The 23,973-nt window shown below is 51.7% G+C and carries 24 protein-coding genes; 23 read left to right on the top strand and 1 reads right to left on the bottom strand.

From position 1 onward, the window contains the following. Positions 1-67 precede the first annotated feature (67 nt). The 7 genes from ccoN to IPJ12_05740 all read left to right on the top strand — a co-directional run bounded on the left by ccoN (position 68) and on the right by IPJ12_05740 (position 5,150). The gene (gene ccoN, locus IPJ12_05770) at positions 68-1,492 is read left to right on the top strand and encodes a cytochrome-c oxidase, cbb3-type subunit I (protein ID MBK7646667.1); all 1,425 of its coding nucleotides are present in this window, start codon (positions 68-70) and stop codon (positions 1,490-1,492) included. 10 nt (positions 1,493-1,502) lie between these two features. Next, entirely contained in the window at positions 1,503-2,144 is a 642-nt protein-coding gene (ccoO, locus tag IPJ12_05765; protein MBK7646666.1) for a cytochrome-c oxidase, cbb3-type subunit II, read from the top strand. A 5-nt stretch (positions 2,145-2,149) separates the two neighbouring features. Further along, a complete protein-coding gene (locus IPJ12_05760; protein ID MBK7646665.1) occupies positions 2,150-2,326 on the top strand; it encodes a cbb3-type cytochrome c oxidase subunit 3 in 177 nt (58 codons plus the stop codon). 15 nt (positions 2,327-2,341) lie between these two features. Further along, positions 2,342-3,262 carry a cytochrome-c oxidase, cbb3-type subunit III gene (ccoP, locus tag IPJ12_05755; protein MBK7646664.1) on the top strand — a complete coding sequence of 307 codons (921 nt, stop codon included), beginning with the start codon at positions 2,342-2,344 and terminating at the stop codon, positions 3,260-3,262. Positions 3,263-3,703: 441 nt separating this feature from the next. Continuing rightward, positions 3,704-4,225 (top strand): FixH family protein, encoded by a 522-nt coding sequence (locus IPJ12_05750; protein MBK7646663.1) that lies wholly within the window; start codon positions 3,704-3,706, stop codon positions 4,223-4,225. A gap of 37 nt (positions 4,226-4,262) precedes the next feature. Continuing rightward, on the top strand, positions 4,263-4,403 hold the full coding sequence (locus IPJ12_05745) for a DUF3149 domain-containing protein (GenBank protein ID MBK7646662.1): 141 nt from the start codon (positions 4,263-4,265) through the stop codon (positions 4,401-4,403). 108 nt (positions 4,404-4,511) lie between these two features. Further along, entirely contained in the window at positions 4,512-5,150 is a 639-nt protein-coding gene (locus IPJ12_05740; GenBank protein ID MBK7646661.1) for a TonB family protein, read from the top strand. A gap of 6 nt (positions 5,151-5,156) precedes the next feature. Here the strand turns inward: IPJ12_05740 and IPJ12_05735 are convergent, their stop codons facing one another. After that, on the bottom strand, positions 5,157-5,690 hold the full coding sequence (locus IPJ12_05735) for an NUDIX hydrolase (GenBank protein MBK7646660.1): 534 nt from the start codon (positions 5,688-5,690) through the stop codon (positions 5,157-5,159). Between the two features lie 182 nt (positions 5,691-5,872). Between IPJ12_05735 and motA the strand changes: the two genes are divergently transcribed. The 16 genes from motA (at position 5,873) to cheZ (ending at position 23,961) form a co-directional block, all read left to right on the top strand. Continuing rightward, positions 5,873-6,730 (top strand): flagellar motor stator protein MotA, encoded by an 858-nt coding sequence (gene motA / locus IPJ12_05730; GenBank protein ID MBK7646659.1) that lies wholly within the window; start codon positions 5,873-5,875, stop codon positions 6,728-6,730. A 27-nt stretch (positions 6,731-6,757) separates the two neighbouring features. Further along, entirely contained in the window at positions 6,758-7,705 is a 948-nt protein-coding gene (motB, locus tag IPJ12_05725; GenBank protein ID MBK7646658.1) for a flagellar motor protein MotB, read from the top strand. Between the two features lie 33 nt (positions 7,706-7,738). Then, the gene (locus IPJ12_05720; GenBank protein MBK7646657.1) at positions 7,739-8,953 is read left to right on the top strand and encodes a chemotaxis protein; all 1,215 of its coding nucleotides are present in this window, start codon (positions 7,739-7,741) and stop codon (positions 8,951-8,953) included. Positions 8,954-8,970: 17 nt separating this feature from the next. Continuing rightward, positions 8,971-9,336, top strand: a complete 366-nt coding sequence (locus tag IPJ12_05715; GenBank protein MBK7646656.1) for a response regulator — start codon at positions 8,971-8,973, stop codon at positions 9,334-9,336. Between the two features lie 87 nt (positions 9,337-9,423). Further along, positions 9,424-11,757 carry a chemotaxis protein CheW gene (locus IPJ12_05710; protein ID MBK7646655.1) on the top strand — a complete coding sequence of 778 codons (2,334 nt, stop codon included), beginning with the start codon at positions 9,424-9,426 and terminating at the stop codon, positions 11,755-11,757. 22 nt (positions 11,758-11,779) lie between these two features. Then, positions 11,780-12,280: a chemotaxis protein CheW gene (locus IPJ12_05705; protein MBK7646654.1), complete on the top strand. Its 501-nt coding sequence runs from the start codon at positions 11,780-11,782 to the stop codon at positions 12,278-12,280. A gap of 22 nt (positions 12,281-12,302) precedes the next feature. Continuing rightward, a complete protein-coding gene (locus IPJ12_05700) occupies positions 12,303-14,711 on the top strand; it encodes a Tar ligand binding domain-containing protein (GenBank protein ID MBK7646653.1) in 2,409 nt (802 codons plus the stop codon). A 38-nt stretch (positions 14,712-14,749) separates the two neighbouring features. Further along, the gene (locus IPJ12_05695) at positions 14,750-17,572 is read left to right on the top strand and encodes a Tar ligand binding domain-containing protein (GenBank protein ID MBK7646652.1); all 2,823 of its coding nucleotides are present in this window, start codon (positions 14,750-14,752) and stop codon (positions 17,570-17,572) included. Positions 17,573-17,574: 2 nt separating this feature from the next. Next, positions 17,575-18,477 carry a chemotaxis protein CheR gene (locus tag IPJ12_05690; protein MBK7646651.1) on the top strand — a complete coding sequence of 301 codons (903 nt, stop codon included), beginning with the start codon at positions 17,575-17,577 and terminating at the stop codon, positions 18,475-18,477. Positions 18,478-18,488: 11 nt separating this feature from the next. After that, positions 18,489-19,094 carry a chemoreceptor glutamine deamidase CheD gene (cheD, locus tag IPJ12_05685; protein ID MBK7646650.1) on the top strand — a complete coding sequence of 202 codons (606 nt, stop codon included), beginning with the start codon at positions 18,489-18,491 and terminating at the stop codon, positions 19,092-19,094. A 50-nt stretch (positions 19,095-19,144) separates the two neighbouring features. After that, the gene (locus IPJ12_05680; GenBank protein MBK7646649.1) at positions 19,145-20,203 is read left to right on the top strand and encodes a chemotaxis response regulator protein-glutamate methylesterase; all 1,059 of its coding nucleotides are present in this window, start codon (positions 19,145-19,147) and stop codon (positions 20,201-20,203) included. Between the two features lie 77 nt (positions 20,204-20,280). Then, positions 20,281-20,586 (top strand): STAS domain-containing protein, encoded by a 306-nt coding sequence (locus IPJ12_05675; protein ID MBK7646648.1) that lies wholly within the window; start codon positions 20,281-20,283, stop codon positions 20,584-20,586. A 159-nt stretch (positions 20,587-20,745) separates the two neighbouring features. Continuing rightward, entirely contained in the window at positions 20,746-21,714 is a 969-nt protein-coding gene (locus IPJ12_05670) for a chemotaxis protein CheV (GenBank protein ID MBK7646647.1), read from the top strand. Between the two features lie 19 nt (positions 21,715-21,733). Next, a complete protein-coding gene (locus IPJ12_05665) occupies positions 21,734-22,669 on the top strand; it encodes a chemotaxis protein CheV (GenBank protein MBK7646646.1) in 936 nt (311 codons plus the stop codon). Between the two features lie 24 nt (positions 22,670-22,693). Next, the gene (gene cheY, locus IPJ12_05660) at positions 22,694-23,089 is read left to right on the top strand and encodes a chemotaxis response regulator CheY (GenBank protein MBK7646645.1); all 396 of its coding nucleotides are present in this window, start codon (positions 22,694-22,696) and stop codon (positions 23,087-23,089) included. A gap of 5 nt (positions 23,090-23,094) precedes the next feature. Further along, positions 23,095-23,961: a protein phosphatase CheZ gene (cheZ, locus tag IPJ12_05655; protein ID MBK7646644.1), complete on the top strand. Its 867-nt coding sequence runs from the start codon at positions 23,095-23,097 to the stop codon at positions 23,959-23,961. Positions 23,962-23,973 lie beyond the last annotated feature (12 nt).

Genomic DNA, 23,973 nt, shown 5'->3' with positions numbered 1-23,973 from the left:
CTTTCTATGTGTCCTCCTGGGTTCAGGGGGTTGGGCATTCCGTTTTTTTTTTACGAGAGGTGGGTTCATGTCTGGAACGCAAACCACATATAACGATAAGGTCGTACGGCAATTTGCCGTCATGACCGTCATCTGGGGCATTGTTGGCATGCTGGTCGGTGTCATCATTGCAGCTCAGTTGGTCTGGCCGGAGCTCAATATGGGCTTCCTGCACTTTGGCCGTCTGCGCCCGTTGCACACCAACGCAGTTATTTTCGCGTTTGGTGGCTGCGCCTTGTTTGCAACGTCTTACTGGGTTGTTCAACGTACTAACCATGTGCGCCTATGGGGTGGCCCGCTGATTCCGTTTACTTTTTGGGGTTGGCAGCTGGTTATCTTGCTGGCCGCTATTACGTTGCCGTTGGGTATGACCCAGGGCAAGGAATACGCTGAACTGGAATGGCCGATTGATATTCTGATTACACTGGTGTGGGTTTCCTACGCCGTAGTGTTCTTCGGTACGATCGCCAAGCGCACGGTTTCACATATCTACGTTGCCAACTGGTTTTTTGGCGCATTTATCATCGCGGTTGCGTTGCTACATCTTGTTAATAGCGCCGCAGTCCCGGTAACTCTGACAAAGTCTTACTCCGTCTATTCCGGGGCGCAGGACGCGATGGTTCAGTGGTGGTATGGCCATAATGCGGTGGGTTTCTTCCTGACCGCAGGCTTCCTTGGCATGATGTACTACTTTGTGCCGAAACAGGCTGGACGCCCGGTGTACTCTTACCGTTTGTCCGTGGTTCACTTCTGGGCGCTGATCTTTACGTACATGTGGGCGGGTCCGCACCACCTGCATTACACTGCGCTGCCGGACTGGACTCAGTCAATCGGTATGATCTTCTCCTTGATTCTGCTGGCTCCATCATGGGGCGGTATGATCAACGGCATCATGACCCTGTCGGGTGCGTGGCATAAGCTGCGTGATGATCCTATCCTCAAGTTCCTCATCACCTCTTTGTCCTTCTACGGTATGTCCACCTTCGAAGGTCCGATGATGGCGATCAAGACGGTGAACGCCTTGTCGCACTACACGGACTGGACTGTCGGTCACGTGCATTCCGGCGCTCTCGGCTGGGTGGCCATGGTTTCGATTGGCTCAATCTACTATTTGCTGCCGAAGCTTTTCGGCAAGAGCGAAATGTATAGCACCAAACTGGTTACGACCCACTTCTGGATCGCTACTACCGGTACTGTGCTCTATATCGCCTCCATGTGGATTGCCGGTGTGATGCAGGGTCTGATGTGGCGTGCGGTCAATGCCGACGGTACGTTGGCTTACAGCTTCGTTGAGTCGGTCAAGGGTTCTTACCCATTCTGGGCGATTCGTTGGTTGGGTGGTGTCTTGTTCCTGTCCGGTATGTTGATCATGGCCTACAACATGTTCAGGACCATGGCAGGTGGCAAGACGCAGGATACGCCGGTGCTGGTTCCGGCTGGCCATCACGCCTGATTAGGGAGAGATAACAATGCTTAAGCATGAGCAAATTGAAAAGAGCGTAGGCCTGCTGATTGTGCTGACGCTCTTTACCGTGATTTGGGGCGGTCTGCTCGAAATCGTTCCGCTCTTCTTCCAGAAGTCGACCACGACTCCAGTTGAAGGGATCAAACCTTACGAAGCAGTTCGCTTGGCGGGGCGTGATATTTTTGTCCGCGAGGGCTGTTTCCTATGCCACTCGCAGATGATTCGTCCTTTCCGCGCTGAAACTGAGCGTTACGGCCATTATTCCGTTGCTGGCGAGTCGGTCTACGACCACCCGTTCCAGTGGGGATCCAAGCGTACGGGGCCGGATTTGGCTCGCGTCGGTGGTCGCTACTCGGACGAGTGGCAGCGTGCCCACCTGATGAATCCACGTGACGTCGTGCCGGAATCCAACATGCCCGCGTTTGCTTTCTTGTCGAATACCAAGGCCAAGGATTCGGTTGGCGCGGATATCGAGAAAAAGATGCAGGTCATGCGCGGTTTTGCGAACGCCCGTGGTATCCCCACCTATACGGATGAGGAAATCAAGGGTGCCAAGGCTGAAATTGGTGACAAGACCGAGCTGGATGTTCTGATTGCCTACCTGCAAGGCTTGGGTACGGCGCTTAAGAACGTCAAGTAATAGCCATGGACATCAATACTCTGCGTTCCATCACTACGGTTGTCGGGTTGCTCTGCTTCCTGGGAATTATTTGGTGGGCTTACAGCAAGAGCAGCCAGAAGGGGTTCGATGAAGCTGCCAACTTGCCGTTTGTGGAGCACGATGATCAGGATGCGGTGTCCCGCACATCGCATCCGCGCTGAAAAAAAGGAAAGCAAATGAGCGATTTCGTTAGCGAGTTTTGGAACATGTACGTCATTGTGATTGTGCTGGTCAGCATTCTGGCCTGCGCAATCATTCTGTACATGCAAAGTAAGGCGACATTCACGCCAGGCAAAACCTGTGGTCACGTCTGGGATGAATCCCTTGAGGAATACAACAACCCGATGCCCAAGTGGTGGAGTTGGTTGTTTGTGATCACGGTTGTGTTTTCTCTGGTTTACCTTGTTCTCTATCCGGGGCTGGGTAACAACAAGGGCTTGCTTGGCTGGTGTTCACATATCGAACAGGGTTGCGCCAATAGTCAGTACAAGGCAGAAGTCGACAAGATGGATGCCACGGTCAAGCCGCTGTTTGACAAGTACTTGGCCATGGATCTCAAGGCAGTCGCTGCTGACAAGCAAGCCATGGAAATGGGCAAGCGCCTGTTTCTGACCTATTGCATGCAATGTCATGGTGCTGATGCTCGTGGTGCCAAGGGCTTCCCGAATCTGACTGACTCCGATTGGCAGTTTGGCGGAGAGCCGGAGCAAATCAAGGAAACGATTTCCAATGGTCGTATGGGCGTAATGCCGCCGCATGAGCAGTTGGGTGCCGATACCATCAAGGATTTGGCTAACTTTGTGCGCTCGCTGTCCGGTCTGCCAAACGATTCCGTTCGTGCCGCCAAAGGCAAGGAAACGTTTACATCGGCCGGTTGCGTCGGTTGCCACGGCATGGATGCCAAGGGTACGCCGGCTGTTGGTGCGCCTAACCTGACCGATAAGGTATGGTTGTATGGCTCCTCACTGGCCACCGTTACCGAGACGATTACCAAAGGTCGTACCAACCAGATGCCTGCTTGGAAAGACTTCCTAGGTGAAGGCAAGGTCCATCTGCTGGCTGCCTATGTGATTAGCCTGAGCCAAGGCGCAAAGTAATTTGTTTAGACGAGGCAGCTTGGCTGCCTCGTTTTTTTGTTTTGTAAAATCTGATTTGTACCGAAAGTACGTTGAATTAATTCCAGCGCAATTTCGATACCGATTGTGATGATCGCACAATGAGAGTAATCGCTTCGGTGACGATATTGATGCCTGCGATCTGCGGATAAACAAGGTCGGGAAGGCAAAAGGGGTGTTCGCTATACGAATAAAACATCCTGGAGCGGCATTTGAGGCTTGAAGAGGTGCTTGCTCATTTCCTGGGACCACGCATATTCTTAATACGATGAATCTTACGGTAATCGCCATAGCGTCTCTTTGGATGTTGGCAGTTGGTGTGCCGTCGGGTTCTGGCCAGAAGGGTGCGCCCTATTTTGATGTCAAGGCACTGAGCTCAGTAATATTGCGGTTCGTGAAATGCCTCTTTCCTGATGCCCTGAGATGAGTAATGTAATGACTTTGCGTAGTGATGATAAGCAACCTTGGTACAAGGAGCGCTGGCCATGGTTGCTGATGGCGGGGCCGGCTATTGTAGTCGTTGCCGGAATTACAACCCTGTGGTTGGCAGTGGTTAGCAATGATGGCCTTGTGACGGATGATTACTACAAGCAGGGCATGGCCGTTAATCAAAGTTTGAAGCGTGATCACATGGCGGGAGATATGGGCTTGCATGCGGATCTAATGCGTGCCGGTCTAAATATTCGACTGTTGCTTGGGGCAGACAAGAGTGTAGGATTGCCGCAGGAACTTGTTATCAAGCTGGCTCATCCAACGCGTGCGGGACAGGATGAATTGATTAAAATGAAGCAAGAGAGTCAGGGGTTCTACACAGGCAGGCTTGCAGATAACGTTTCCGGTCGTTGGCTTTTGTCGATCGAGGATCCGGTGGCGGGTTGGCGGATTCAGGGCGAATGGATGGCTGACTCTGTGGAACCGCTTCGTCTGGTAGCCAAGGCAAGGTAAGTGGGTAGTTTATTTAATTGTTACTGGGAGGTGACATATGGCGTGGGATCTGTTGTTGGGAAGTGATATTGGTTTGGCGAGCCTCGGTGTCATTGTGGGCGTTCTGGTCATCGGTGTGTTGATGGGGCGGTTGTATTCCGGCAAGATGAACGAAGAGGCTAGCAAACTGGGCAAGTAGTTTTAGATTGAATTTGGTCGCTAGCTCCGCGGCAAGTTCATACGCCCCCGGTTTGGCTCTGCCTGCCGGGGGTTTGTTTTTTCGAGCGGCTATAGGTGATGCCGGCAAATGCTGTTTCGCACGCTACTCATATCTCTGCTATTGCACTTGGCGGCGCTGTTGTCGCTGGTGAGCATGTTTCCGCCGAGTCAATCGGATTCCCCTCGAAGTCGAAATGCGCTGAACCTGAGCTTGCGAGATGTTGGCGGACAAGGTCTGCCGCCGATTTCAGTACAGTCGGGTGCCATGGCTGTCAGTACTGCGCATGCAACTGATCGAGTTCTCCACGGCGTAAGCAATAAGAAATCAAAACCTTTCATTTTTCCGCCATTTTCCCCGTTGACCGTGGCAACCAGCGTGCAGACGAAATCGGACCCTGTTGGCGAGCAAGCCGATTTTTCAGCGGTATCGAGTGAAACCCTAAGCGAATATCGCCTGAGCCTTGCGCGAGTAGCGCGGCGGTTCAAAGCCTATCCGCCGTTGGCAAGGGATGAGGGCTGGCAGGGGGAGGTTATCGTAGTAGTTGCGATCCATGCAGGTATGGCAACGCCCGTTGTTTCTCTAGGGCGGTCAAGTGGGCATCAATTGCTGGATCAGCAAGCGCTGGAGATGGTCAGTCATGCTGTCCAAAACGCGGATTTTCCTGAGGGCTTACGAGGCAAGTTCATGAGCATTTCCTTGCCGGTCGAATATAGCCTTGCTGACTAAAGCGGCTTAGAGAGGATCGATTTTGCTTTCATGGAAGCTGTATTTGCCTGCAGATCTATCGACCAGATAACGTTCCAGGCATAGCGTTACGCTGCGAAATGCCAGATCCGACCACGGTATTTCATCGGGACGAAGTAGGTTGACTTCAAGGCTCTCCTCTCCTGCTGCGTAGTCCGGACTAGCCAGACGCCCGCGATAGAAGAGATGGACCTGATTGATATGGGCAATGCTAATCATGGCGAATGGCGCATCAATGATGATTTTGGCGCCCGCTTCTTCGCTTGTCTCGCGAATTGCCGCCTGTGCGGTCGTTTCTCCGTTCTCCATGAATCCTGCGGGAAGTGTCCAGAAGCCATATTGAGGTTCTATCGCCCGCCGACACAAAAGAATTCGATCCTCCCATTCCGCCACACAGCCAACAACCAAGCGAGGGTTTTCGTAATGAATATGCCCGCACTTCGGACAAACATGACGCGGCAGAGAGTCACCAGGTGGAATGATGAACGATACATTCGAGCCGCAACGATTGCAGAATTGGATCACAGGGACTGGTGGTGTGCTTGCAGGTAATTTAGTGTATCACTTGCAGTTTCCAGGTCTCCAGGATCATTGCTGCCAATTTTTTCTTTTTTGCACTCTGGCAAATCATGTGGCTACAATAGCGAAAACCAATTACTGGGCGGATTTGCGCCAATTGCTGCTGGTGCGACAGGGGGCTTTGCATGTTTCTGATTATCGGTTACGTCGTTATTCTGGCTTCGGCGTTGGGCACCTATGCAATTCATGGCAGCCTGCTCGCGCTGTGGGTGCCGACCGAGTACATCGCAATTATCGGCCTGACCATCGGTTACTTCCTCGCAGCCAACGATATCAAGATCATCAAGGCAACGGTCGGTGCCGTTCCCGGAATTCTCAAAGGGTCAAAATATAACAAGGCCTTTTATATCGATGCCTTGGCCATGCTTTTCGAGATTCTTGCCAAGGTGCGTAAGGAAGGGTTGATGTCCATTGAAGGCGATATCGAGAACCCAGATGCCAGTCCGATTTTCAGCAAATATCCAAATCTGGTGCACGATCACCACATCATGGAGTTCGTCACCGACTACCTGCGCATGATGGTCGGCGGCAATCTCAATACGGTCGAGATCGAGAGCCTGATGGATGTGGAATTGGAAACACATCATCACGAGGCAGCCGAGCCTGGACACGTGGTGTCGAATATTGCCGGTGCTGTGCCGGCGTTCGGTATCGTCGTCGCAGTGATGGGTGTGGTCAACGTCATGGGTTCCGTTGGTTCGCCTCCTGCTGTCCTGGGGAAGATGATCGGTGGCGCATTGGTCGGTACCTTCCTCGGTATCCTTATTTCGTATGGTTTTGTGGAGCCAGTGGCCAAGCTGCTGGAACAAAAGGCCAATGAAGGGGCCACGATCTATAAGACCATCAAAATGGTCTTGCTTGCCTCCATGTCCGGCTATGCACCCCAAGTGGCTATTGAGTTCGGTCGGAAAACCCTCGGGGCAGGCGTTCGGCCGAGTTTTAGCGAGCTCGAGGAAGAGCTGAAAGCTCGCAAAGGCAAATAGCCTGTCGCAGACTTCTAGGCAAATACAATGAGCGACGATTCCACACGCCCCATCATTATCAAGCGGAAAAAAGTAGTTGCCGGCGGCGCGCATGGTGGCGCTTGGAAAATTGCCTATGCCGACTTCGTGACCGCCATGATGGCCTTTTTCCTGCTGATGTGGTTGCTTGGCTCGACTGCCAAGGGCGACTTGCAGGGCATCGCTGAATTTTTTCAGAACCCGCTAAAAATTTCTCATGAAGGAGGCAGTGGTTCGGGGGATGCTACCAGTGTGCTTCAGGGGGGGGGCAAGGATTTGACTCGGCAGTCAGGCCAAGTAAAACGCGGAGATGTCGAGGCAAAAAAGACAACCTCGTTCTCCAAGGAGGCGCAAGCTGAATTTCGTCGAAAGGAGCAGGAGCGCTTAGAGAGCCTGAAGGCCGAGATCGAAAAAATGATCGAGCAGAGCCCGCAATTGGCGCAATTTAAAAAGCAGATGTTGCTCGACATCACCTCCGAGGGGTTGCGTATCCAGATTGTTGACGAACAAAACCGCCCGATGTTTGACTCAAGTAGCGCGGATCTCAAACCCTATACCCGCGATATCCTGCGCCAGATTGGACAGGCCCTGAATGGCGTATCCAACCGGATCAGCCTGGCAGGGCATACAGATGCAGCACAGTTTGCCGGTGGAGAAAAAGGATTCTCCAATTGGGAGCTTTCTGCAAACCGTGCAAATGCTTCGCGGCGAGAGCTGGTCGTCGGCGGAATGGATGACAGTAAAGTGATCAGAGTTGTCGGGCTTGCTTCAACCGTTTTATTCGACAAAAACGACCCGCTTAGCTCCATCAATCGCCGAATTAGTATAGTGGTCCTGAATCGGAAAACAGAAACGGCCATATTGCAGGAAGAGGGACCAGAGTCTGAGATCGGTTCAGATGAGAGTCTACCTGACGTATTGAAGTTGCCGGCTAGCGGGAAGGGAACCGCTGGTTGAGAATTTCTATTCCATTGAAACAAAAGGGTAAGGATGAGCAGTAGCGGCAAGCCCATCTTTGTCGGGATAGGCTGGGCTGTGATCGTTACAGTGGTGTTGCTGCTGGTTGATCCCTCATCACGATCGCTAGCGGTCATTGTCGCCATGTTGATTCTGTCGGCAGGTTTCGTATACATCGGCAGTCGCTATCCGAGCTCGAACGGACAAGCCAAAGACAAGGCGTTCAATCGCATCACTCAAGAGATTATTGAGCGAAGCGGTGAGGCTATGGTTCTTGTGTCATGCGAGGCCTTCAATCAAATCTTGGAAATGCGGGATGAGATTGCGCGTACACAGAACATATTCCATGAGGCAATAGCAAAGCTGGTAGCGAGTTTTCAGGAAATGAATGCTCAGGTGCAACGCCAGCAGCAGCTTGGCATGCTCGCTGTAGCTGGTGGTGGCAGGGAGGGCTCCGTTTCCGAATTTCAGCAATTCGCAAGCAAGACATCCGAAACACTGCGTCAATTCGTAGATAGCGTTGTCGAAAATTCCAAGTTGGCCATGTCGCTGGTGGAGATGACCGACCATATCGTTTCGCAGTTAAGCGACGTTCGAGGCATGCTTGGTGAAATTGAAGGGATCTCGAAACAAACCAATCTATTGGCGCTCAATGCCGCTATTGAAGCGGCTCGTGCCGGTGACGCCGGGCGCGGATTTGCAGTGGTTGCAGATGAAGTGCGGGATCTTTCTGAGCGGACGAGTCACTTCAGTAAGCAGATTCGCGGGTCGGTGTCGAAGATGCAGACCACAATTGATGCCACCGAACAGGCAATCAACCAGATGGCAGCGCGGGACATGACTTTTGCGTTGACATCAAAGAGTGATGTTGAACTGGCGATGAGCGGTATCAATGATATCAATCGGTGCACAGGGGAAACAGTTCGCGAATTGAACGTCATTGGTCAACAGGTAGAAGCGTCTGTTAATCAGGCGATCATGTCGTTGCAGTTTCAGGATATGGTGACCCAGCTACTGGGTCATATTGGACTTCGTCTTGATGCTCTCAGTGAAATCGTTGCGGAAGAACATCAGATTGCAAGAGTGCTACAAAAAGGCGTTGATTTGCCAGAAACCTTGACGGCGCTAGAGGCCATTGGTTCGCACATTGGCCAGATTTCTCAAAAAATAAGTGTAATTTCTCAAAAAGTGGACAATAATCCGGTTAATCAAACCGGCTTCACGAGTGGTGAGGTTGAGTTGTTCTGATTTTTCACGAGGAAAAAATGGCAAAAACCGTTCTTGCAGTCGACGATTCCGCATCCATCCGTCAGATGGTGTCATTTACCCTGAAAAGCGCTGGCTACGAAGTGATTGAGGCCGTCGACGGTCAGGATGGTCTGGATAAGGCAAAGGCTAAAAGTGTTAACCTTATTCTGACTGACCAGAACATGCCGCGCATGGATGGGCTGACGCTGATCAAGAATCTGCGGGGGTTGCCGCAATATGCTTCGACACCAATCCTGATGCTGACTACCGAGTCGTCCGATGCCATGAAGTCACAAGGTCGTGCAGCTGGCGCCACCGGGTGGCTGGTCAAGCCTTTTGATCCCCAAAAACTGATCGAAGTTGTACGCAAGGTGATCGGCTGAGTAAAGCCGGCTGGCCCGCAATAGCGCGGGTCTTTTGCATTCCATTTCTGGTTGTCAGTTTTCTGGGAGCCTAGGTCAGGGGGTAGCATGACTATAGACATGAGTCAGTTCTACCAGGTGTTCTTCGAGGAATCGGCAGAGCATTTGGCGGCAATGGAAGGGTTGCTATTGGATCTGGATGTCGAAAATCCAGATCCTGAGCAACTCAATGCCATATTTCGAGCTGCGCACTCCATTAAGGGAAGTGCTGGAACTTTCGGTTTTACAGACCTGGCCGAAACAACGCATATTCTTGAGAACCTGCTTGACCGTATTCGGAAGCAGGAGTTGGAATTGCGTGCGGATATGGTTGATGCATTTCTTGAGTCAGGTGATTTGCTGCGTGACATGCTTGAGGGGCACCAAGGTCGAGGAGAGGTGGATCCTCACGCGGTAGAGATTATTTGCAACCGTCTTCGCCAATTGTCGAGCGGAGGGGGTGAGCTGAATTCTGCTTCTAAACCTGCGCAAAAGGCGTTGGCGACGATTACTGAGTCGGCGCCGCAGGGCGCTGGAAAACATGTTTTCGATATTCAATTTGTCCCGACTGAATTTTCCGCCAAGGGCGATGGGGTTGCCAATCTTCTCGATGAGCTGCGCTCCATGGGGACCCTCGAAATTGTCAATCAGCCCGAAGCAGAGATGCGGAATGTCGGATATTGGCAAGTCCGGCTGTTGACGGCCCTCGTTCAGGATGCTTTTTCGGATCAAATTGATTTTATTGCTGAAAATGGTGCATGGCGGAAAGTTGAGGATGTTGCAGCATCCCCCGATGGCGATGCTGCCTTCGGATTTTTTGGTGACTCCCCTGGTGCCCCTGATGATAATCAGGGATACGGTTTTTTTGCTCCGCTCTCCAGTCCTGCGAGTGACAGCGGGGATGGTTATGGCTTTTTCGAACCCTTACCTGTTCCGCATGGTTCAATGCTGGGAGGTGCTAACGCCAACGAAGATGGCGATGGCTATGGTTTTTTTGCGCCACTCGCGCCACCGGCAGTGGGAGCTTCTATGGCAGAGGAGGGGGATGGATTCGGATTTTTCGCCCCACTACCACCCCCCCTTGCATCCGAAGTTACGGTGAATGTCGAGTCTGCGGCAATGCCTGAACAAAGCGTGGTGCAATCCATGCCAACTACAGTAGAAAGGCAGCCAGAGTCTCGTGCAAGAGCAGCTAAACCCGCTGCATCAGCAAATGCAGCGGCTGACTCGTCGATTCGGGTCAGTATTGAGAAAGTGGACCAGTTAATCAACTTGGTGGGCGAGTTGGTCATTACTCAGGCAATGTTGTTACAAACTGCGGCTCAGATGCAGGACAACACGCCGGAACGATTGGTCAACGGGCTCACTCAATTAGAGCGAAATACTCGAGATTTACAGGAGTCTGTAATGTCCATTCGGATGATGCAGATATCCTTTGTGTTCTCTCGATTTCCTCGCGTGGTCAGAGATCTTTCCAGCAAGCTCGGCAAGCAAGTTGAGCTGAAAACTTCAGGGGAAACGACTGAGCTCGACAAAGGTCTTATCGAACGTATTGCGGATCCTCTGACGCACCTGATACGGAATAGCCTCGATCATGGTATCGAGTTGCCGGAAACGCGTATCGCCGCGGGCAAAAGCCCGGTTGGTACGATTACGCTCAAGGCTTACCACCAAGGTGGAAACATTGTCATTGAGGTAGGGGACGACGGAGCCGGATTGCCAAGAAACAAGATTTTGGCCAAGGCACGTGAGCGCGGCTTGCCTGTTTCTGACCAGATGACCGATCAAGAGGTATTTCTCTTGATTTTCGAAGCTGGCTTTTCAACGGCAGATCAGGTCACTGATGTTTCTGGACGAGGCGTAGGCATGGATGTCGTCCGAAGAAACATTCAATCTATGGGCGGTCGTGTAGAAATAGAGTCGATGCTGGGCGTTGGTACGCGTATGACGGTCCGACTTCCACTAACTCTCGCCATTCTTGATGGCATGTCGATTGCCGTCGGCGACCAGACCTACATATTGCCGCTTTCTTATGTTGTGGAGTCGTTCCAGCCCCAAACGGGAGATATTAAAACGCTCTCAAATCATGCACGGGTGATTCAGGTTCGCGGGGAATATCTGCCAGTAGTCGTGCTCCATGAAATATTTAATCTGAAGTCTCGAGCATGCGATTTTACGCAGGGGATCATGGTCGTGATCGATGCTGATGGTATCAAGGCAGCGCTGTTTGTTGATGCACTCGTCGGGCAACACCAAGTAGTCATTAAGAGTTTGGAGGCCAATTACCGTCGAGTGCCTGGTATTTCCGGCGCGACCATCATGGGTGACGGGCATGTCGCCTTGATTCTGGATGTCTCGGCGATTGCCGGTATGGCGAAGACAAGTCTGCAAAAAGCTGGCTAACGGCTGAACTGAGGAGCAATAGATGGAAGCGATGACGCATGGTAGTGGCGCGGCGAGTGATGATGACTCAGTTGCCAATGAGTACCTGACCTTCACCTTGGGAAGCGAGGAGTACGCAATCGATATCCTCAAGGTTCAGGAGATTCGTGGTTATGAGCAGCCAACACTGATAGCCAACGCTCCGCCATTTATCAAAGGGGTGATCAACCTGCGGGGGATCATCGTTCCTATCGTTGATCTGCGTATTAAATTCAATCTGGGCAAGATCGAATACACCCCATTTACTGTTGTGGTCATTCTGAACGTTGCCGGCCGGGTTATAGGCGCAGTCGTCGACAGCGTTTCAGATGTGTTTTCCCTATCGCGTGCGCAGATTCGTCCTGCCCCCGATTTTTCGGGAACATTTGATACTAAATATATCCTCGGGTTAGCTGCGATTGATTCCCGCATGATGATTGTTACAGATATCGAACGCTTGATGACCAGTGCTGACATGGAGTTGATCGATAGTGCAGCAACGTAGCGCTAGCCGGGAATATGGCCACATGCTGAATAATTTTCGGATCGGAACTCGACTGTTCTGGCAGGCGCTCGGGATGGCCTTCTGGTTTGCTGTGCTCGTCACAGTGGCGGTTCTATATATGCGCGAGTTGAGTCGGGAAACTGAAACGGTTTATCTCGACAAGCTGGAGCCAGGTTCGATCGTTCTTCGAATTCAGACGCTTATGTCGGAAAACAATCAGCAGATTGTTTCTGCCTTGCTACATGACCCGTCCGGTCGCATGGAGGCTAAGCATGATCATTCGGTTACCGTGCATACCGAGAGCATCATTAAGAATCGCGATGCCATTACAGAGTTGTGGAAACAGTTCAAAAGCCGCCAACTGAACGACAAAGAGCGAGCGTTGGCTGAGGTCTACGAGCAGGCCCGAACGGTATTCGTCAAGGATGGCCTGATGGTGGCCAGTGAGGCGCTGAGGCTCGGTGATTATGAGCAAGCAGCTGACAAGTATTCGGCAGTAGTCAGCCCCGCGTACATTAAGGCCTCGGCGGCGGCCGATGCGCTGCGTATCTACTATTCAGAATCAGGACGCGAGGTTTTTGATCGTGCGAAAGAGACGCAAGCATCAACAACGCGCCTGATGGTGGGGCTTGCCATCGTGGTTACGGTATTGATTGCCGCATTCGCCTATGTCTTTGGCCGGAGTATTACGAAACCGGTTGCCGATGCACTTCGCGTAGCGGATGAGGTCGCTTCCGGGCATCTGGAGAGTCGAATCGAGCCCAAGGGAAAGGATCAAATCGCTGATTTGATGCATGCGTTGAGCAAGATGCAAAGCGAATTGAAGAGCAGGGTAGAGTCCGATCGCAAGGCGGCAAATGAGACTCTGCGTATTAAGGTTGCATTGGATGTGGCGTCGACCAATGTCATGGTGGCAGACCCTGCGGGGGTGATTATTTACTGTAACGCCTCGGCATTGGAAATGATGCAGCAGGCTGAAAGTGATATTCGGACGCAACTGCCGAATTTCAGTGCAGCAGGTATTCGTGGCGCAAACATTGATGTCTTCCATAAACAACCGAGTCATCAGCGCAACCTTTTGGCTACCCTGCAAGGGATTTATCGGACTGAAATCACGATCGGTGGACGTTGCTTCTCATTGGTCGCATCGCCGATTGCTAACCAGGAGGGCGAGCGCTTAGGCACGGTCGTCGAATGGCGTGATCGTACGACTGAATTAAGGATAGAAAATGAAGTTGCTGAAATAATAGATGCCGCAGCGTCTGGTAACTTCAGTCGCCGGCTGGACTCCAGCAGAATGACCGGGTTTTTTAAGCAGATATCTGAAGGCATCAACGATCTGCTTGAGGCTAATACCCATGCTCTTGAAGATATTGGCGCGATGTTCTCGCGAATGGCGCTTGGGGATCTTACCCAGAAAATCGACAGTGATTACAAGGGCATGCTTGGTGTTCTTAAAAGTGATGCGAATGCAACGGTAGACAACCTGCAGCAGATCATTTCTTCGATCAAGGAGTCGACGGATGCGATTAATACGGCTGCGAAGGAGATTGCGTCCGGGAACCAGGATCTATCGAGCCGTACCGAAGAACAGGCAAGCAGTCTCGAAGAAACCGCCTCGAGCATGGAACAACTGACCAGCACGGTCAAACAAAATGCTGACAATGCCCGACAAGCCAACGAACTGGCTGGGACAGCCCAGCAAGTTGCCGTCAAGGGGGGCGAGGTAGTTGGTCAAGTTGTCGACACCATGAGCGCCATCCACCAATCGAGCAGCAAAATTGCCGACATCATCGGCGTCATTGACGGCATCGCCTTCCAGACCAATATCCTGGCCCTCAACGCCGCCGTCGAAGCAGCTCGAGCCGGAGAGCAAGGCCGAGGCTTTGCCGTGGTTGCCACCGAAGTTCGCAATCTAGCGCAGCGCAGCGCAGCTGCCGCCAAGGAAATCAAGGGGCTGATCTCCGACTCCGTCGAAAAAGTTGAGACTGGCAACAAACTGGTCGATCAAGCCGGACGGACCATGGAAGAAGTGGTCTCCAGCATCAAGCGAGTAGCCAAGATCATGGGTGACATCTCTGATGCCAGCCGAGAACAAAGCTCGGGTATAGAGCAAGTCAGTCTGGCCGTCAGCCAGATGGACGAAGTGACGCAGCAGAATGCGGCCTTGGTTGAGGAAGCAGCTGCCGCGGCAGAAAGCCTTGAGGAGCAGGCGCATAACCTCGCTCAGGCAGTGTCGATTTTTTCGCTCTCGCAAAATAACGATGTAAAGAGCCGATCCTCCTCTTTTCGAGAGCGGGGTGCCTCGGTGCAATCTCCTGTGTTGGCAGCCTTGCCGCACAAGGAGCCAATACGACTAAAGGGACGTCCCGTAAAGTCCGATATCAAGGTTTCGGTGGATGACAGTGAAGACGAATGGGCAGAGTTCTAAGCCAGCAGAGTAGTGACAAGAGTTAAAGAGGAGATACGATGAGAAGCAATTTGCCGGTAACTGACAAGGAAATCGTCCTGGCGCCTGACATATTGATTGTGTCCAAGACCGATCTTAAGGGCAGGATTACATTTATAAACCGGGACTTCATCGAAATCAGTGGCTTTTCCGAATCAGAGCTGATTGGCGAGCCGCATAACATCGTGCGCCATCCGGATATGCCGATCGAAGCCTTTGCCGATCTTTGGGCAACGCTTAAGGATGGCCGTCCTTGGACCGGCATGGTCAAAAATCGCTGCAAAAATGGTGATTTCTACTGGGTGATCGCTAACGCAACGCCGTTGTTCGAAAACGGGCAGGTTAGCGGTTATATGTCGGTCCGCTCAACGCCTTCTCGTGATCAAGTTGCCGCAGCGGATAACGCTTACCGGATGTTCCGCGAAGGTAGAGCTGCTGGGTTGACGATTCGCGATGGAAAAGTAACAAAAAGTGGATTTAGCATTAGTGCTTGGTTTAAGAATCGATCCATAGCCCAGCGTGTTTTTACCATTTGTGGAGTACTGACTGCCGGCATTTTGTTGGTAGGTCTGCTCGGCATGTCTGCAATTAGTCAAAGTGACGGTCGATTACATACTGTTTACGATGATCGCGTTGTGCCGCTAAAGCAACTCAAGGAGGTGGCCGATGCCTATGCGGTATCGATTGTCGATCTATCGCACAAAACGCGCGATGGGGCTGAGAGTTTTGAGTCTGGCTTGGGCAAGGTTGAATTGGCGCAGAAAGTGATCGCCAGTCAATGGAAGGCATATGCTGAAACCTTCCTTACCGATGACGAAAAACATCTGGTTGGACAGGCTGAGGCGCTGATGGCACGAGCAAATCAGGCAACGGAAAAGCTTAAGGAAATTCTGAAAAACAAAGACCGCGAGGCATTAACAATTTTTGCTGCGAAGGATTTGTATCCAGCGATAGATCCTATTTCAGACAAGATCAGCGAACTCGTCGCGCTACAACTTTCGGTGGCAAAAACATATGTTGATCAGGCGGCTGAAGATGCAGCCGCTATTCGCATTAAATTTATTGGACTTCTCGTTGCGTTTTCGGTGCTTGCGGTCTTGCTGACTGTTTCGCTGGTTTCAGGAATTCGCCGCCCAATCAAAGAAATCGTTGCATTTTTCCGCTCTCTTTCAGAGGGTAGTACTACGGCCAAACTTGACTATGATCGCAAGGATGAGCTTTTGCAGATATGTGACTCCGCACGTCCTCTGCTCATTAAATCTGGTTTTGATTTAAACGAGGCGCGCCGCACGGCGGATGAAGGGCTGCGCTTGAAGATCGGGCTGGATAATGTTGCGACCAATGTCATGTTGGCCAATGCGCAGTTTGAAATTATCTATATGAACCAGTCATTGGTGCAGATGTTTGAGATCGCCGAACCTGCGATCAAGGCTGCGCTGCCGAATTTTGATCGGCATACCCTGATAGGAACCAATATTGATGTATTTCACAAGAACCCGGCGCATCAGCGCGAAATGTTGGCTCGCCTTAACGGGGTTCATCGGACTCAACTGGCACTCGGTGGGCGCACCTTCTCGCTGGCTGTCACACCAGTGATTGATATTCGTGGATCTCGCCTTGGATATGCCGTCGAGTGGGTGGATCGTACAGGTGAAGTCAAGATCGAGCAGGAAATCGCTGACATCATCGCGGCAGCTGAACGCGGGGACCTTGAGGCGCGCCTTGATACTGCCGAATTGAACGGGTTTTTCCTGAAGCTAGGCAATGGCATCAACGGTCTCCTGCAAAGCAATAGTCGAGTTTTGACGGATCTCGGCGACACCTTCCGCCGCCTCGCTGAAGGCGATCTGACCCGCAAGATGGAACAAAATTATGTCGGCGCGCTGGCTGACGCCGTTGATAATGCCAATCGCACTGTTGATGCAATGAGCGAAATCGTCGGTTCGATCAAGGAGTCGACGGATGCGATTAATACGGCTGCGAAGGAGATTGCGTCCGGGAACCAGGATCTATCGAGCCGTACCGAAGAACAGGCAAGCAGTCTCGAAGAAACCGCCTCGAGCATGGAACAACTGACCAGCACGGTCAAACAAAATGCTGACAATGCCCGACAAGCCAACGAACTGGCTGGGACAGCCCAGCAAGTTGCCGTCAAGGGGGGCGAGGTAGTTGGTCAAGTTGTCGACACCATGAGCGCCATCCACCAATCGAGCAGCAAAATTGCCGACATCATCGGCGTCATTGACGGCATCGCCTTCCAGACCAATATCCTGGCCCTCAACGCCGCCGTCGAAGCAGCTCGAGCCGGAGAGCAAGGCCGAGGCTTTGCCGTGGTTGCCACCGAAGTTCGCAATCTAGCGCAGCGCAGCGCAGCTGCCGCCAAGGAAATCAAGGGGCTGATCTCCGACTCCGTCGAAAAAGTTGAGACTGGCAACAAACTGGTCGATCAAGCCGGACGGACCATGGAAGAAGTGGTCTCCAGCATCAAGCGAGTAGCCAAGATCATGGGTGACATCTCTGATGCCAGCCGAGAACAAAGCTCGGGTATAGAGCAAGTCAGTCTGGCCGTCAGCCAGATGGACGAAGTGACGCAGCAGAATGCGGCCTTGGTTGAGGAAGCAGCTGCCGCGGCAGAAAGCCTTGAGGAGCAGGCGCATAACCTCGCTCAGGCAGTGTCGATTTTTCGGGTCGACGACGCTGGTAACAAGCCACTTCTGGCTGCGCCGCGCACCAATACCCAGCCTTCTTCGGTAGCCCACGAGGCGCCTCGCGTTGCGCGTGGCAAAGCGCAGAAGGCCCCGGCGCTGACAGCAAGTCTTGATGATGAATGGGAAGAGTTCTGACCATGGTTGATTTGCGAAAGCCGCTATCTTCGTTATCTTCGCTCCGACAGTCTTCGGTTGCAGGTCTGCCGGCTCGTGATGGTGGCGCTCGCGAGTTCTCGTTCTCTGCAACCGATTTTGAGCGTGTTCGGACGCTGATTTATCAGCATGCCGGAATTTCGCTATCTCCAGTCAAGCAGGATATGGTCTATTCCCGACTCGCTAGACGCTTGCGTGCGACGGGAATGCAGTCGTTCTCTGAGTATCTGAATGCGCTGGAGAAAGATGGCGGCGACGAATGGGAGCGCTTTGTAAATTCATTGACTACGAATTTGACGTCATTTTTTCGTGAGCCGCATCATTTTCCGATTTTTGCGGAGCATCTTCGCAAAATCGGCACGAAGCGTCCTGTGCGTATCTGGTGTTCCGCTGCATCGACCGGTGAGGAGCCTTATTCGATTGCGATAACAGTGGCTGAAACATTTGGTACCAATACTTCGCATGTATCCATCATGGCATCAGATCTTGATACCAATGTGCTGGCTAGTGCGCAGAAAGGCATCTATCCCATTGAGCGCGTTGAAAAGCTTTCGCCAGAACGTTTACGTAAATTTTTCCTTCGGGGGACGGGAGGTCAGGAGGGATTCGTCTCGGTCCGTCCAGAATTGAAGCAGATGATTCAGTTTCAGAGAATCAACTTGCTGGATGCAAATTATTCGGTCAAGGGGCCGCTCGATATTATTTTTTGTCGCAATGTCATGATCTATTTCGACAAACCGACACAATACAAAATCCTTTCACGCTTCGCGCCCATGATGCAGCCCGATGGCCTGATGCTTGCGGGGCATTCGGAAAGCTTTCTGCATGCGGCCGACCTTTTCAAATCGCTGGGCAAGACGGTATATGCCTTGGCGAATACCCGATAGGGAAGGGCGTAGTGCAACACTCCTATGATGAACCGTTGGCAACCAATCGATATTTCGATCGGAAATTTGGCCTTGAGGCAGCGAAAATATTGCCTGGCGAGTATTTCGTCTCAATTGAGGAGGCGTTGCTGGTAACGGTACTTGGCTCATGTGTGGCTGCCTGTATTCGCGATACCGATTCCGGCATTGGTGGAATGAATCATTTCATGCTGCCGGATGACGGTGGGCGGAATCCGCTGGGTATGTCAGCCCGTTATGGCACCTACGCCATGGAGGTTTTGATCAATCATCTCTTAAAACTTGGCGCGCGACGTAATCGTCTTGAGGCGAAGGTGTTTGGCGGTGGTGCAGTCTTGGCCAGCCTGGCGAGTAGTAATGTGGGGGCAAGGAATGCTGAATTCGTTCTGGATTTTTTGAAAACAGAAAAAATTCCTGTCGTTGCCAAGGACTTGCTGGATTCATATCCACGGAAAGTCTACTATTTTCCCCACTCCGGAAGGGTTTTGGTCAAGAAGCTGCATCGGGTTCATAACGAGACATTGTTCAGCCGCGAAAACGATTACAAGGTACGGCTTACTGGATCGGCTATCGAAGGTGATGTTGAGTTATTTGTTTGATGCTGCGGTCAACGGCAAAAAATCGCCATTTTTCAATTGGTTTTCTATAAATGCCCATAAAAACAAGAGTCTTGGTTGTTGATGATTCGGCATTGATGCGCGGGTTATTGAGCCAGCTTATCAGTTTGGCACCTGATATGGAGGTGGTTGGTGCTGCTCCTGATGCTCAAAGTGCCCGCGAAATGATCAAGGCGTTCAACCCTGATGTCCTGACTCTGGATGTTCAGATGCCGAAGATGGATGGCTTGGAGTTCCTGGAGCGCTTGATGCGCTTGCGGCCGATGCCGGTAGTCATGGTCTCGTCATTTACAGAGGCTGGGTCGGATACAACGCTGAAGGCACTCGAATTGGGTGCTATCGATTTTATCGGCAAGCCGCGTTCCGATGGCGGCAGAAGCATGGAAAGCTATGCAGAAGACTTGGTGGAAAAAATTCGTGCTGCAAAAGGTGCTCGTCTGCGTGGCAATATGACCAAGCCTACTACTACTTTGCAGAGCGTAGCGACGAACATGATGCAGGCCAGACCTGGTCTGGCCACCAGCGGGAAAATTATTTTTGTCGGCGCTTCCACAGGTGGAACCGAGGCCATCAAGGAGTTTTTAATTGGCATTCCGGCTGATTGTCCGCCAATCCTCGTTGTTCAACATATGCCGGAGTCTTTCACCGCATCCTTTGCTCGTCGTCTGGATGGACTCTGCGCCCCGCGAGTTATTGAGTCTCAAGGGAGCGAAAAAGTGGAGTCGGGCACGGTCTACATAGCACCGGGTCACTCGCATCTGCAGATTCGTCGCGGCAGTGCTGGCTATCTCACCGAATTGGTTTCTAGCGCAGCGGTAAATCGTCATCGCCCATCCGTTGATGTGCTGTTTGATTCAGCGGCTGCGCTTGTTGGCCGTAAGGCGATAGGCGTCATTCTGACCGGGATGGGTAAGGATGGTGCTCAAGGCTTGCTTCGCCTGCGTCAGTCTGGCGCAAAAACTTTTGGTCAGGACGAGCATAGTTGCGTTGTTTATGGGATGCCGCGTGAAGCATTTTTGATCGGAGCGGTTGAGGAGCAGTGTCCGCTGGATGAGATGGCAAGACGGGTTCTCAATGCTATTGGCTCGTAATCGGCCAGTCGAGCTTGTCGTTTATGGCAAAAGTATTAAACTAAGATTCGATGTGATTTTTTGGAACAGGAAAACAAATGCAAGCAAGTATTCTCAATGAAGTTGGCAAGGCTGTCATCAAGCTGACAGGGCGTTTCGATTTCAATACCCACCGCGAATTTCGAGCCGCATATGAGCCATTGATTGCCGACGCTGCAATTCGCGGCGTAACGGTTGATTTTTCTGGAGTGGATTATCTGGATAGCTCTGCACTCGGTATGTTGTTGATGTTGCGTGATAAGTTGGGTGGCGCAAATAAGGAAGTAACGTTGACAGGTGTCCGCGGTAACGTAAAACAGGTGCTAGATATTGCCAATTTTGGTAAATTGTTCCAAATTTCCTAAATGTTCTGTTTGGTATGCCGTTAAGTGAATATGAGATAAGCCTCCGCTTGGCGCTAATGGCGGAGGGTTCCATATTTGTGACTATGATCTGGCATGTCGCTCAAAGAGTAGAGCGTCTAACTGAAGGTCGCTGGATGCGCTACGTGCGAGAGGATGGCAATGTCTGAGTTGTTAAAGAATATTGATGCACGAACCAAATTGGCGGGTACGAACAAACTCGAAATCCTGCTATTTTTTCTCGGCATAGATCATCGAACAGGGCGTCGTGAAACCTACGGCATCAATGTATTTAAAGTTCGCGAAGTGATGCGTACGCCAGTGATTACTGCCGCACCTGATATGCCTCCTTCTGTCGAAGGGATGGTCAGTTTGCGTGGCGCGTTGGTGCCGGTGATTGATCTGGCAAAATATGCCGGTATTTCCCCTGAAACGCCTCGCGAAATCATGATTGTCACCGAGTACAACGGACACACACAAGGCTTTCTGGTTGAGGGTGTAGACACCATTCTTCGCCTTGACTGGAGCAAGATGCGAGTGCCTCCAGAAATGCTTACTTCGCAAACGGGGGGGCTGGTAACTGCTGTAACCGAGTTGGAAGACAACCGGTTGGTTATGATGATGGATGTCGAAAAGGTGCTTTCCGAGACCACCAGCATCGATAACGAGATTATGTACCGTGGGGTGGTAGCGCTAGACCGACCAGAGTGTACGGTTTTCTATTGCGATGACTCAAGTGTGGCACGCAAGCAGATTGAGAGAACACTTTCAGCAATGGGTGTGAAGGGTATCTCAGCGGTTAACGGTCGTCAGATGTGGGAAGAGATGGAAAAGGTCGCAACCTATGCCCAGTCCACTGGGAGGTCAGCGTCGTCGATTATCAGTCTCGTTTTGACTGACATCGAGATGCCGGAAATGGACGGCTATATCCTGACAAAAAAAATCAAGTCCGACGCGCGTTTCAATGGGGTTCCGGTGATTATGCATTCGTCGTTATCTGGCATGTCGAACCAGAAGCTGGGCGCCTCGGTGGGTGTGGATGAGTATGTGCCGAAGTTCGAGCCCTTGCGTCTGTCCGAAACGCTGGCAAGGCGACTGGGCGTTGATACTGCGCCGCTTATTGTGGCTTGAGAAATAGCAGGAGCTGACGATGAACCTCGTTGAGAACAAAAACCTGCTTGATAGCGTCGATGCTCGCACGCGCCTTGCTGGTTCAAACAAGATGGAAATCCTGCTGTTTACACTCGGCACGCGGGAGATATTCGGCATAAATGTTTTCAAGGTGCGAGAGGTTGGGAGAACACCGCACATTACCAAGACACCCAATATGCCTCGTGGGGTTGAGGGGCTTATTTCTTTGCGTGGCAATGTAATTCCGGTTCTTTCTCTTGCTCCGTTCATGCAATTGGCCGCTCCGGCAGGCTTGGGAAAAACCATGATGGTGGCGGAATATTCCAAGCGTACGTTAGGTTTTCTGGTTCATGATGTCGACCGCATCATTCGCGTCGATTGGGAGCGTGTGAAGGCGCCGGAGAGTGTGCTTTCTGCAAATCAAGGCTTGATAACTGCAGTTATCGAACTTGAGAGCGGCGGCTTGGTTTCCATACTTGATGTGGAGCAAATTCTTGCCAACGCCTTCGGTGAGGCGATGATCGTTGATATTGCGCCGGCACGTGTTGATCCTGATACCAGTGTGTTTTTTGTCGATGACTCCATTGTTGCCAGGCGGAAAATAGCTGAAGTGCTCGACAAGCTTGGGGTTCGGCACAAGCATGCGACCAACGGTATGGAAGCTTGGACGCGACTGCAAGCTATCGCTGCGCATGCTATGCAAATGGGACGAAATATCCGGGATGATATTCGTCTGATTCTTGTTGATGCAGAAATGCCTGAGATGGACGGCTACGTGCTGACCAAAAACATAAAGTCCGACCCTCGGTTCGAAGGTGTGCCAGTGGTGATGCACTCATCGCTCTCTTCGGAGGCTAATCGGGCTATGGGTAAATCGGTTGGCGTAGATGCGTACGTCGCAAAATTCGATGCAGAGGCATTGGCCGATACCTTGCGTCCGCTGATTGAACGATAACAAACACAGTTTCTGGAGTAGTGCATGGCTGCTGATCCCAAAATGAGATTTCTTGTTGTGGATGACTTTTCCACAATGCGTCGAATAGTCCGTAACCTATTGAAGGAGCTGGGCTTTACCAATGTTGATGAGGCAGAGGACGGTGCTATAGCGCTACAAAAGCTACAGGGTGGCGGGTTCGAGTTTGTTGTTACGGACTGGAATATGCCCAATATGGACGGCCTGACGCTATTGCAGTCCATACGTGCGACGCCAACGCTCAAGCATCTTCCTGTCTTGATGATCACGGCTGAGGCAAAGAAGGAAAATATTATTGCTGCCGCTCAATCCGGTGCAAGTGGATATATCGTCAAGCCTTTTACGGCAGGAACGCTTTCGGAAAAACTGAATAAGATTTTCGAAAAAATGGGTCAGGCGTAGGGGTGATGATGACAGCCAATAACGACTCAGACGACCTCGAAGCGCTCTTTGATTCTATTGCCGCAGATTGTTCAACAGTTTCATCTGCGCCGCGGAAGGCGGAGCCAGTGATTCCTGCGTCTGCTATATCATCAGATGGCGATAACGATGATCTGCAGGCGCTATTTGATAGTGTTGCCGCCAAGGCTGAGGCAACGCATGATGTGCATGGGCTAATTGATGGAGTTGCGTCGCAGTTACCGAGCTCTTCTGAACCTTGGTCGCAGCAGGAGGCTGTCTTCAATCGTATCGGGCATATGGCCAGAGCGCTTCACGATACCTTGGGGATGCTCGGCTACGACAGGTTGATTGAAAAGACTGTTTCGGCGCTGCCTGACGCCAAGGATCGCCTGGCTTATGTGGCAAACCTTACGGAGCAGGCAGCCTGTCGCGTCCTTAACGCGACAGATATCGCCAATCCGCTGGTCAATGAAATGGAAAGTGGGGCGCAGGCACTGGGTAAACGCTGGGACAAGGTGTTTGCCAACGAAATGGGCCCTGCCGACTTTAAGTTACTCGCAGCGGAAACGCGCACGTTCCTGAATGACCAATTGCCCCACAAAGCTCGCGCAACGCATGCACAGTTGACTGAAATAATGATGGCGCAGGATTTTCAGGACCTGACCGGGCAGGTTATTAAAAAAATCGTCGGATTGGCGCACGAACTGGAGTCTGGTCTGATGACTGTCCTCATTGAGGTGCTGCCAGAAACCAAGCGCACCGAAGAAGTGGCCAGTCTGATGAATGGTCCTGTAATCAATGGTGAAGGGCGTACCGACGTTGTGGTCAACCAGGAACAGGTTGACGACCTATTGGATAGCCTAGGTTTCTGAGGAGGGCGACAA

It is taken from the genome of Betaproteobacteria bacterium, from assembly GCA_016709965.1.
GTDB lineage: Bacteria > Pseudomonadota > Gammaproteobacteria > Burkholderiales > Rhodocyclaceae > Azonexus > Azonexus amarohabitans.
Note: the sequence above shows the minus strand (reverse complement) of the source record. Positions and strands in the feature narration are given on the sequence as shown.